The sequence below is a fragment of the Herpetosiphonaceae bacterium genome, from assembly GCA_036374795.1.
Classification (GTDB): Bacteria; Chloroflexota; Chloroflexia; order Chloroflexales; family Kallotenuaceae; genus LB3-1.
Genome location: DASUTC010000235.1, coordinates 1 through 4,165, shown reverse-complemented (window position 1 = coordinate 4,165; position 4,165 = coordinate 1). Strand labels below are relative to the sequence as shown.

Sequence of the window (4,165 nt, the reverse complement as noted above, 5' to 3'; positions counted from 1 at the left end):
GGCGGCATCTGCGTTGTTGGTTAAACACAAAGAGGCGTAGTGTGATACGCCTCTGGTCGATGTCCGTGGTTTTATAGCGTTGAGCGGATTGCCTGACCACACCTACACAAGTCGTCGGTAGCGCCCGCGATGATACACCAGCGCATCGGCCTCGTCGTGTACCGCAGCCCCAACGACCTCTCCGACAAAGATGCTGTGGTCGCCGCCCGGCCACTGATTGACGAGACGGCACTCGATCGTCGTGAGCGCGCCATCCAGCAGCGGCACGCCGGTCTGTCCAAGATGGTAATCGACGTTCGCAAACTTATCTTCGATCCGGCTGGCGAAGTGCTGCGAGAGATCCGCGCGCTCCTCGGACAGGATGTTGACGGCAAACACGCCCGCTTTGGCTAGCAGCTCGTGGCTGCGTCCGCGCCGATCGATGCAGACAAGCACCAGCGGCGGGTCGAGCGAGAGCGACGAGAAGGCGCTTACGGTGATACCGTGGTAGCTGCCCTCGTAAGCCGTGGTGACGACCGTCACGCCTGAGGCAAACTGGCTCAGCGCCTGCCTGAACGTCGCCTTGTCCACCGGAGCCAGGGCGCTGTGGCGTAGATCGAGAGCATCAGGCTCCAGCGTATCCACCCCGCCTTCGAGCGTCATCACCGTATCCCAGGTGCCGCGACCGTGTACGTTGTGGAGCTGCGTTACTGGCGGCTGCTTCGTCATAACCATGATGATCCTTCCTATCGCATGTTCAGGGAACGTTGCCTTCATGCCGAGCGCCGCAGTTCTGCGACGGTTACTAGCATAAATCCTTGCGTCCGCGAAATATTGAAGAAAGGCCCTCGGTCCAAAGTCGGATTTAACTGTGAGTCGAAATATTGGTTATGTCAACTCCAAGGCACAGATCGAGGTGTGGCTGGCGCTGCCGTGGCAAGCTGCCGCGTCGCAGGTCAGCGATCAAAGCCGCAGTGCCGCAGCCAGTCGCCGTGCGGGACCAGATCGGCGGCGCTGAAGGCGCTCAGGCGGCGCGGGTTGAGATGGTAGATCCAGGCGCAGCGGGCCTCGTGGCACTGATCCAGCACGACATGGACCTCGCGCTGGACGCGCACATACAGGCTGTAGTCGGGGCGCAGCGGATGGTACTCCTCAAGCCAGTCCAGATCGCGCATCACCAGCGCGTACAGCTCCGGCTTGATCTCCATCAGCTCGCCGACGACGTAATAGCCCGGCCCATCGGTGACATAGGCATAATTCGTCGCGTACATCTTGTGGTCCGGCGCGATAGCCGGGCGCTCGCTGATGGTCCGTCCCTGAAGATAGCGCCGCCAGTTGCTCTGCCCCGTGCGCAGCGTGCCGTACACGAGGACGGGAAGCTGCTCCGTGAGGTCGTGCATGGTGGGTAAAGATTCCGCTACATTCATCCCATTTTGCTCCACTCGCGCTGCGCGTGCATGCGCTACACTTAGCTACATACTGGCGCGCCGTTGCGCCGATAGCAGACCGGCGTCTGCTAGAGCACGTTCTCAGCCATCGACGACGATGCAGGAGCCGCCACATGAAAACCAGCCTCGAAATCGCGTCCGAAGTCCAGCCACAACCGATGATCAAGATCGCAGAGCAGCTCGGCATTCCTGAGCGCTACATCGAGCCGTACGGTCGCTACAAAGCGAAGATCGACCTTGATGTGCTCGACGCCTACCGGGATCGCCCGTCGGGAAAACAGATTTTGGTGACAGCCATCACGCCGACACCGCTGGGCGAGGGCAAGACCGCAACCGCCATCGGTCTGAGCATGGCGCTCAACCGGCTGGGCAAGCGAGCGGTCGGCGCGATCCGTCAAAGCTCGCTGGGGCCGGTCTTCGGCATCAAAGGCGGCGGCGCTGGCGGCGGCTACGCCCAGGTGATCCCGCTTGAGGCCAGCATCCTCCACGTCACCGGCGATTTCCACGCCATCACCCAGGCCCACAACCAGATCGCGGCCATGACCGACAACCACTGGTATCACGGCAACGCGCTCCAGATCGATGCCGATCGGATTCAGATTCGGCGCGTGCTGGACGTGAACGATCGCTTTCTGCGCAATATTACCATCGGCCAGGGCGGACCACGGCACGGCAAGCCCCGGCAGAGCGGCTTCGACATCACCGCCGCGAGCGAGCTGATGGCGATCCTGGCGCTGGTCAGCGGCACGAGCGAGCGGGAGGCGCTCGCCGATCTGCGCGCACGCATCGGGCGCGTGGTCGTCGCCTTCGACACGAGCGGCAGGCCGATCACGGCGGACGAGATTGGAGCGGCGGGCGCGGCAACCGTGATCATGCGCGAGACGCTGAAGCCGACGCTGATGCAGACGATCGAGCACACGCCGATCCTGCTGCATGGCGGCCCGTTCGGCAACATCGCCCACGGCAACTCGTCGATCCTCGCCGATCAGGTTGGCCTGCGCATGGCCGACTACGTCGTCACCGAGGCCGGATTTGGCATGGATATGGGCGGCGAGAAGTTCTTCGACATCAAGTGTCGCGGCTTCGATGCGCGACCAGCAGCGGTCGTGCTGGTGGCGACGATCCGCGCGCTCAAGATGCATACCGGCAACTACGCGATCCAGCCGGGCAAGCCGCTGCCGCCGGAGCTGCTGGCCGAAAATCCCGACGACGTGTATGCCGGTGGCAGCAACCTGCGCAAGCAGATCGAGAATGCCCGGCTCTTTGGCGTGCCCGTGGTCGTGGCGATCAACCGGTTTGTCGACGACAGGCCATCCGAGATCGCGGCGGTCTGTGAGCTGGCGCTGCAAGCCGGAGCCGCCGATGTCGCCGTCAGCACCGTCTTTGCCGAGGGCAGCGCGGGCGGGATCGAGCTGGCCGAGAAGGTGATGGCCGTGGCGGCGCAGCCCAGCGACACGCGCTTTCTGTATCCGCTCGACCTGCCGATCAAAGCGAAGATTCAGACCATCGCCGCCAGTATCTACGGCGCTGCCGAGGTTGGGTACTCCGAGCAGGCCGACGAGCAGATCGCGACCCTGGAGTCGAACGGCTTTGGCGCTCTGCCGATCTGCATGGCAAAGACGCATCTCAGTCTGAGCCACGATCCGGCCTTGAAGGGCGCGCCGACCGGCTACGTCTTTCCGATCCGTGAGGTCCGGGTCAGCGCGGGCGCTGGCTTCATCTACCCGATCGCCGGGGCGATGATGACGATGCCGGGGCTGAGCGCCGATCCTGCCGCGCTGCACATCGACATCGACGAGCGCGGCAACACCATCGGCCTGTTCTAGCGCAGGCCCTCATCACTCCGGGTGCCCTCTGGGCATGGGCACCCGCAGGGCACCCGGCCCCCTCGCCTGTGCCGAAGGTCACGGGAGAGGGGGCGAATTTCCTTGCGGCCCCAGTTCTTGGTTCTTTCGTTCCCCTGTCGTCTATCGGTCGTACAAGGCTGTGAGCCGCCGGATCGTATCGCGGATCAGCGCGATCAGCTCAGGGGGTTCGAGCACACGGACATGTTCGAGATGACGCAGCAGCACATGGCGCGCCTGCCACAGGCTATCGACTGTCGCCGTCACCAGCGCCGATCCGTCTTCGCGGTAGGTTATCTCGGTATTCGAGAACCAGCGCAGCACATGCCGACGGCGCGCGACGACCGGCGCTAGCTCGCAGACGATGCGCCAGACCGGACGCGGCGGCAGATCCGAGGGCAGCGGCGTCGGCAGCATGCGCGCTGAGCCAGTCACGATCTGATCGACGCGAAACTCGACATAGCCCTCATAGCGCTCTTCCATCGGGCGCGGCGGCTCAGGGCAGTAGGCCAGCAGATAGGTGTGGCTGCCGCGCACCAGCAGCTCAAGCGGCGCGACGACGTGCTGCTCGATGCCGGGACGATAGGAGGGCGCGTAGTCGAAGCGGAGGTGTTGCTGACGCAGCGCGCGCCGGATCGTTTGCAGCGTGGGCGTGTGCAGATGATAGCGCATGCGTGGGCGGACCACCCGTGGCGCTCCCTGGCGTCCCGTCAGCTCGCCACGACGATCTGGCGGAAGCGCCATGCGGATATAGCGGAGCAGCCGCCGGATCGGTCGGCGAGTCGGCTGCATCCTTGTGACAGGATAGGCCCGACGCAGCACCGGAATCGCCGCCAGCACGTCATCTGGCAGATCCAGCAGCGCCAGCGCGCCAAGCTCCTCCAGCAGATAGCC

General features: G+C 64.2%; 4 protein-coding genes. 1 reads left to right on the top strand and 3 read right to left on the bottom strand.

The genetic code is table 11. The features are described 5' to 3' along the window. Positions 1–102 precede the first annotated feature (102 nt). Together VFZ66_17395 and VFZ66_17390 are read right to left on the bottom strand one after the other, a co-directional pair. The gene (locus VFZ66_17395) at positions 103–708 is read right to left on the bottom strand and encodes a flavin reductase family protein (GenBank protein HEX6290964.1); all 606 of its coding nucleotides are present in this window, start codon (positions 706–708) and stop codon (positions 103–105) included. A 227-nt stretch (positions 709–935) separates the two neighbouring features. After that, positions 936–1,379, bottom strand: a complete 444-nt coding sequence (locus VFZ66_17390; GenBank protein HEX6290963.1) for a gamma-glutamylcyclotransferase family protein — start codon at positions 1,377–1,379, stop codon at positions 936–938. Positions 1,380–1,540: 161 nt separating this feature from the next. On the opposite strand from VFZ66_17390, the gene VFZ66_17385 reads away from it, so the two are divergent. Further along, positions 1,541–3,253, top strand: a complete 1,713-nt coding sequence (locus tag VFZ66_17385; protein HEX6290962.1) for a formate--tetrahydrofolate ligase — start codon at positions 1,541–1,543, stop codon at positions 3,251–3,253. A gap of 141 nt (positions 3,254–3,394) precedes the next feature. Here VFZ66_17385 and VFZ66_17380 read toward each other — a convergent pair. Next, positions 3,395–4,165: WYL domain-containing protein (locus VFZ66_17380; protein ID HEX6290961.1), on the bottom strand; the 771-nt coding region annotated here is incomplete at its 5' end.